The organism is Streptococcus sp. HF-1907 (assembly GCF_015594605.1).
In the GTDB taxonomy this organism is placed as follows: domain Bacteria; phylum Bacillota; class Bacilli; order Lactobacillales; family Streptococcaceae; genus Streptococcus.
In genome coordinates, this window is record NZ_JADNQT010000001.1 from 382,991 (window position 1) to 390,148 (window position 7,158).

Consider the following 7,158-nt stretch of genomic DNA (forward strand, 5'->3'; position numbering starts at 1 on the left):
TCACTATTACAAATCACGGGGAAGTGAATAAGTGAGTGGTATAGCCACTACCTCGCATGTTCATAGGTGTAGTTCTTCCTATCAAGCACAACTAACTGTGACTAAGAGCACGTAAACTTATAATTGGATAAGCGACTCGTTTGTGAAAGGGAAGAACAGTCAAGGGATAGGGGCTTCTCAATTATTTAGTGAAGGGAGACCCCTCATGTTAATCTTATTTACCCTAATTGTTGTGGGATTGATGTCCATAAAACCTTTGTCGTAGCGGTTATTGTCATCACCAACAAGCAAGGAATCACTGAGTACCATCGTAAACGCTTCTCAACCTTTACCAATGGTCTCATTCAGCTACGCGATTGGTTGGAGTATTATTCCTGCTTCGATGTCTGTATGGAATCGACTGGTAAGTACTGGATTCCTGTTTTCAATATCCTCGAAGAAGCCTGCAATATCTGCTTGGCTCATCCCAAGTATGTCAAAGCGATTTGAGGAAAGAGGACCGACAAGAAAGATGCTCAGTGGATAGCTGACCTCTTTAAGCACGACTTAGTGGCTTCTAGCTTTATCCCTCCGCTAAAAATCAGACAACTTCGTGACCTCTTTCGCTATCGCATGAAATTAACACAGCTTCAAGTCAGTGAGAAAAATCGTTATCAAAATTGTCTCACTTGGTCTAACCTTCAAATTGCAAGTGTCGTTTCCGATGTGTTCGGAAAAAGTGCTCAAGCTATTATCAAAAGCATCCTTGACAATTCGGAAAACAAACCAAACATTGAGCAACTGGTTCACAAGAGAATGAAGAATAAACTCCAAGACTTGGAAATCGCTATGGAAGGTGCCTTAACACCTGAACAAGCTGAGAAAATCAGAGTTATCAAAGCTCATTACGATGCTCTCGCTATTTGTAAAGAGGATTTAGAGCAGATGATTCGGGAACTAGGGGCTGAATATAGCCAAGAGGTTGAACTTATCCAAACCGTTCCTGGTTTCAAAGAGGAACTTTCTGCTCTTCGAGTCATCTCTGAAATCGGTGCAAACATGACATTCTTTGACTCTGCAGGAAAACTCTGTTCTTGGGCAGGTTTAGTCCCAGCTAACAATGAAAGTGCTGGGAGGAAATACTCTACTCGTATTTCTAAAGGTGGGAGATACCTCAAACCCTTCCTGGTTCAAATTGCCAACGCTGTCGTCAAGTCTGACAAGCATTCAGAATTGAGAAATAAGTATCTTAAACTCAAGAAGCGCCGTGGATACCGAAAAGCAGTTATCGCTATTGCCGAAGATTACCCGTTTCTATTTACCAAGTCCTCTTAAAACAAGAAAATTACAATCCTCTTCTACAAGGACTAACCGAAATCAGAAATCCTGACAAAACAATGTCTATTCAAGACGCTATTCGTTTTGCACAACAACACGGATTCAATGTCAATTAATGTCAAAAATCAGGTTTCAAGACCTCTCTTTAGTGTGCTCAAAATCAGGGTAAACAATAAATCAATTAGTCCTTATTTTTTTCAAACTTCTCCTCTCTTACGGAATAATTTTGAGGCTGCTTTACCGATAGCAAATGCCGAACCAGCTTTGGTAGCATTAACCGTTGCACTACCAGCTTTTTGCCCCAAATTACGAGCATGATAGTTCAAATCAGAAACACTTTCTGACAAATCAGCAATGGCAACAAACAGTGGGTCAATAGTTGACACCTTGCCATTAACATCTTCAACCAAAACATTAGCCTTAGCCAAGATTTCATTGGTTTGATGTAGGGTAACGTTCACATCGCTAGTCAAGACTTGGATGCTTGACTTGGTTTCTTCGACTGCTTCTGTTACTTTCCTCAAGGTAAGTACAAGATAGACTACCAGCACTGCAAAGGCAATAGCGATAATCAAGACTGCAATTTCAATCATAATACTCCTTTAACTTAATAATATGGAATCTCTTTTTGACGACGGCGGTAAATGGTCATAACTAACCCCACGATGACTAAAACAACTGATACCCATTGGGATACGCGCAAGCCCATGAAATACAAGCTATCCGTGCGCATGTCTTCGATGACAAATCGCCCGCAACCGTACCAAATGAGATAAAAGAAGATAACCTCTCCTTGCTTCAAGAAATTCTTACGGTGACGCAAGGACATAATCAAGATGAAACCAAGCAGATTCCAAGATGATTCGTAAAGGAAGGTGGGGACGCGGTAGGCACCGTCGATATACATTTGTTTGCGGATAAAGTCTGGCAGGTAATTCAATGATTTGACGGCTTTACCGTAGGCTTCTTGGTTGATGAAATTTCCCCAACGGCCCATAGCTTGCGCAATAATGACTCCCGGCGCAGCAATGTCCAAAAAGTCCAAAGGCTTAATCAGATGGTTATAAGAAAACACCAACAGAACGATAGCCCCCGTAATCAAGCCACCGTAGATAGCAATTCCCCCGTTCCAAATGGCGATAATCTCATCCAGATGCTTGGCATAATAAGACCACTCAAAGGCGACATAATAGGCTCGTGCTCCGATAATCGCTAAGGGAAAAGCAATCAGGATAAAATCAATGACGCTATCAGGGTCAATCTTCTTCCTCGGCGCTTCCTTCATAGCTAGGTAAACAGCTAAAATCAAGCCTGACACGATGCAGATGGCATACCAGCGAATGGCGAAGGGACCAAGTTGAACGGCTATTGGATTGATCATTTGCTAGCCTCATTTTGGCTAATCAATTTGGTCAAACGGTCTTCAAATGTCTTAGTGGCATCAAATCCCATAACCTTAGCACGATGATTCATGGCTGCCGCTTCAATAACAACGGACATGTTACGACCAGTTTTAACAGGGATGCGAACACGTGGAATTTTAACACCAGACAATTCAATCTCTTCATTGCCATTACCGAGGCGGTCAAAAACCTTGCCCGTTTCGAAATTTTCAAGGTAGATAGCAAGCTGCACTTGTGATGAATCCTTAACAGCACTAGCTCCATACAAACTCATGACATCAATGATACCGACACCACGAATTTCAAGCAAGTGACGGAGAATTTCAGCTGGTTCTCCCCAAAGGGTTTCTTCATCTTTAGCAAAAATATCCACTCGGTCATCAGCTACCAGACGGTGACCGCGTTTCACCAATTCAAGACCTGTCTCACTCTTACCGATACCAGAGTCACCTTGAATGAGAACCCCCATACCGTAGATGTCCATGAGTACACCGTGAACACTGGTCCGCTCTGCTAGGCAAGAATCCAAATACAAAGACATTTCACCCGACAAGCGACTGGTCTGCACATGACTTTGCAAAACAGCAATGCCATTCTCCTTGGCTGCTCGGTACATTTCCTCTGGAATTTCCAAATCACGCGCAATAACGATGGCTGGGGGTTCTGGACGAAACATCTCCGTTAATACCTGATAGCGGTTATGCTCTGTCATGGCCATCAGATAAGACCATTCTTTCATCCCTAAAAGCTGCACACGCTCTGGTGAATAATAGTCAAAATAGCCTGTCATTTCAAGTCCAGGACGTGAGATATCAGCTGTTTTAATTTCCTTAGCTAGCAAGTCATCATTGCCATAAACAACATCCAATTTGACTTTATCGACTAGCATTTTTACAGTAACTGCCATGTAGCCTCCTTCTACTGCCACTTTCATTTCACATCGTGAAAATCCACTGACGATTACACTATTAGTTGCTTACATTATATCATAAAACCATGTAATAGTAAGCGATTACTGTCTTTTCTGAAAAGAAACTCTATGCTCGTTTTTTATTTTGATATTTTCTAACGTAGCAAGTTTATCAATGATTTCAACCACCAATTTATACTAGGGCGAAATATCTTGTTTAGCTCACTATATTTGCTCTATTTGCCATCAATAATAAAAGAGCTAGGCTTATCAACCTAACTCTGTCATCGTGAGTTTTCTATCCTGTTTTTTAGAAACTCTGGGAATGATTCTAGCAGTTTGAGGAGATTATGCAACTTACCAGAACCAGCCGTCCTTATCATCAACAACCTCAGCATCCTTGCGTTTGCGAGGACCTTGACCATAATTGTATTCGTCTAAATCTTCTTTGTAAGGAAGAAAGACAGCCAACAAGATGTAGAGTATAAAGCCAAACTTTGTAAAATACATCAATAGCCCTGCTAGCACGCGCGCTACTGCAATATCCCAACCGTACTTATCGGCCAGACCTGCAACAACCCCGCACACCAGCTTACCTTGGCGTTTTTTATAAAAGCTTGATTTCATGAGCTCATCCTCTTTCTATACATTTCCTATGCTTCTATTCTATTAAATTTCCCTCAAAAAAGAAATCGGTCCTGAGACCGATTTTTATGCTTGAATTTTGATAAGTTTGCCACCACATTTTCCGCATCTGTATTTCTTGGTATCGACACGGCGCTTGCGTTGGTAGAGCTGGTCACAGGACTGACAGCGGTAAGTGTGATGTATGGCGCTAGCTTTGGCACTTTTGGGAGCATAGCGCAAGCCATCGACCTGCTTAAGTAAATCCTTAAAATCCTTATCTGCGTGCTTGTAGCCCTTGCCCTCAAAGTAGAGATGGTAGTGGCAGAGTTCATGGCGGACGATTTGGCGGAAAATGGCTGCGCCGTGTTCCGCATAGAGGTGGGGATTGAAGTCAAGATGGCCATTCGCTGGGAAAAAGCGCCCACCCGTCGAACGCAGGCGTGAGTTCCACAGAGCAGTGTGCTTAAACTCCTTGCCGAAGTCCTGCTGGGAAACCCTACGAACGTACTCAGTCAAGTCCATTTGGTTTGATAAGGCTGAGTCCGATACGGCTGCGCTCAGCATCTACTTCGACTACCCAGACAGTGACAATGTCACCGACTGACAAATACTTGCTTGGGTGCGGCATTGGGGGCATTTTGCCTGTTTTCTTGTCGCGTTTGCGCTCAATGATGCGAGATTGGTGGATAAGTCCATCTTCGTGAACCCCGATATCAACAAAGGCACCAAAATCGACAACGTTACGGACGGTTCCTTGTAGTTCTTGACCAATTTTGAGGTCAGACACATCAAGAACATCGTGACGAAGGACTGGCGCATCAAAATCATCACGGAGGTCACGACCTGGTTTAAGCAAATCAGCGATGATGTCTTTAAGGGTTTCTTGACCGATGCCTAATTTTTCAGCAGTAGTTGCCAAGTCAAGACTGTTCAACTTATTAGCTGCTTCTCCGTCAACTTCTTTAATATCAAGTTGAGCCAAAAGTTCTTTAACTGCTGGGTAAGATTCTGGGTGAACGCCAGTGTTGTCTAGGAAATTCTTGGCATTTGGAATACGCAAGAAACCTGCTGCTTGTTCAAAGGATTTAGCACCGAGTCTTGGGACTTTTTTGATTTCAGCACGAGATTTGATTTCCCCATTTTCTTCACGGTACTTGACGATGTTTTCAGAAATGGTTTTGTTAAGTCCTGACACGTGTTGAAGGAGGGCTGGGCTGGCTGTATTCACGTTGACGCCGACTTGGTTAACTACGGTTTCAACTACGAAGTCTAGGTTGTCAGCCAGTTTTTTCTGGCTGACGTCATGTTGGTACTGACCGACACCAATAGACTTGGGGTCAATCTTAACTAGCTCTGCCAATGGGTCTTGAAGACGACGGGCAATGGAAATGGCTGAGCGTTTTTCAACGGTCAAATCTGGAAATTCGTGGCGGGCTAGCTCTGATGCTGAATAAACTGAAGCACCACTTTCATTGACGATGACGTAAGAGACCTGTGGAAAGTCCTTGAGAACCTCTGCCACAAAGGCTTCTGACTCACGGCTAGCTGTTCCGTTACCGATGGCGATGATTTCCACGTCGAATTCTTTGATGAGATTTGCCAAATCAACTTTAGATTGTGCAATTTTGGCTTGATTGGCTGGTGGGACTGGATAGATGACTTGGGTGGTCATGAGTTTTCCAGTCTGGTCAACGACCGCTAGCTTAGCACCTGTACGAAAGGCCGGGTCAAAGCCTAGCACCATCTTACCTTTCAGCGGTGATACTAAGAGAAGGTTACGCAGGTTTTCTGAGAAGAGAGAAATAGCCCCGTCTTCTGCTGTTTCTGACAACTCACTGCGGACACGGCGTTCCATGGCTGGGACAATTTTCTTCTTGATGACCTGAGCAATCACATCGTCAATATAAGGGTTGGTTTCCTTGAAGCGCACGGCAAAGAAGCGCAGCATTTTGTCGATATTATGCTCAAAACCGACCTTAAGAATACCCATTTTCTCCCCACGATTGAGGGCCAGGACTTGGTAGCCTTGGAGTTTGCCGACTTTTTCAGCGAAATCATAGTAGATTTTGAAGACTTGCTTGTCGTCTAGGCTTTCGTTCTTGGCGCTTGACACTAGCGAGCTGTAAGACCAAATTTCATTATAGACCCATGAGCGGAGCTTGTTGTCTTCAGAGAAAGCTTCGACCAAAATATCGACTGCGCCAGCTAGGGCTTTATCGGCAGTTTCAAAGCCTTCTGTGACATAGGCTTGCGCTTCTGTCAAAAGCTCTGCCTTATTTTGCAAAATGAGACGAGCCAGCGGGAAAAGTCCAGCTTCGCGGGCAATGGTAGCCTTGGTGCGACGTTTTTCCTTGTAGGGCAAATAAAGTTCCTCAACATCTGCCAGCTTAGTCGCTTCATCGATAGCTTTTTTGAGTTCAGGAGTCAGCTTACCCTGCTCTTCAATCTTAGCCAGCACCGTCGCCTTGCGGTCAGCCAAGTTAGTCAAGGATTTGTCCAAATCGATAATAGCCTTAATCTGAACTTCATCCAAGTTTCCCGTCATTTCCTTACGATAACGCGCGATGAAAGGAATGGTGTTGCCCTCAGCCGTTAACTCCAAAACCTTATCAATCTGCGATGCCTTGATGCCCAAATCCTGGGCGATTTGTGTAGTGTTTGTGTTTTCCATAGTGTGTCTATTATAGCATAAAATGGGGCTGAAGAGGAAAATCTGGCAGTTTACAAATATCAGTCCGTATGCTTTTATGAGAGCAAAATAAAAACGGCATAATTGAACTGCACCCCAAAAGTTAGACAGAAAAAATCTAACTTTTGGGGTGTTTTATAATGAAATTAACTTATGAAGATAAAGTTCAAATATATGAATTGAGAAAGCAAGGAGAGAGCTTTAGACAGCTT

The 7,158-nt window shown here is 43.4% G+C and carries 6 protein-coding genes and 2 pseudogenes; 2 read left to right on the plus strand and 6 right to left on the minus strand.

Annotation, left to right across the window (positions count from 1 at the left end):
* Positions 1–216 precede the first annotated feature (216 nt).
* Positions 217–1,433 (plus strand): annotated as a pseudogene (locus IYQ92_RS01770) (IS110 family transposase).
* 81 nt (positions 1,434–1,514) lie between these two features.
* Here the strand turns inward: IYQ92_RS01770 and IYQ92_RS01775 are convergent.
* The 6 genes from IYQ92_RS01775 to IYQ92_RS01800 form a co-directional block, all read right to left on the minus strand.
* On the minus strand, positions 1,515–1,910 hold the full coding sequence (locus IYQ92_RS01775; RefSeq protein WP_195675040.1) for a DUF948 domain-containing protein: 396 nt from the start codon (positions 1,908–1,910) through the stop codon (positions 1,515–1,517).
* Positions 1,911–1,924: 14 nt separating this feature from the next.
* Positions 1,925–2,698 (minus strand): prolipoprotein diacylglyceryl transferase, encoded by a 774-nt coding sequence (gene lgt, locus IYQ92_RS01780; protein ID WP_195675041.1) that lies wholly within the window; start codon positions 2,696–2,698, stop codon positions 1,925–1,927.
* Entirely contained in the window at positions 2,695–3,627 is a 933-nt protein-coding gene (hprK, locus tag IYQ92_RS01785; protein ID WP_195675042.1) for an HPr(Ser) kinase/phosphatase, read from the minus strand. Before hprK ends, lgt begins: the two co-directional genes overlap by 4 nt.
* 360 nt (positions 3,628–3,987) lie before the next feature.
* Positions 3,988–4,257: a PspC domain-containing protein gene (locus tag IYQ92_RS01790; protein ID WP_195675043.1), complete on the minus strand. Its 270-nt coding sequence runs from the start codon at positions 4,255–4,257 to the stop codon at positions 3,988–3,990.
* A gap of 84 nt (positions 4,258–4,341) precedes the next feature.
* Positions 4,342–4,779, minus strand: coding sequence for a SprT family protein (locus IYQ92_RS01795; RefSeq protein WP_195675044.1), 438 nt, complete (start codon positions 4,777–4,779; stop codon positions 4,342–4,344).
* Positions 4,766–6,928: a Tex family protein gene (locus IYQ92_RS01800; RefSeq protein WP_195675045.1), complete on the minus strand. Its 2,163-nt coding sequence runs from the start codon at positions 6,926–6,928 to the stop codon at positions 4,766–4,768. The genes IYQ92_RS01795 and IYQ92_RS01800 overlap by 14 nt, the downstream gene beginning before the upstream one ends.
* Positions 6,929–7,086: 158 nt before the next feature.
* Here IYQ92_RS01800 and IYQ92_RS01805 point away from each other — a divergent pair.
* A pseudogene (locus IYQ92_RS01805) lies at positions 7,087–7,158 on the plus strand (transposase); the annotation flags it as partial.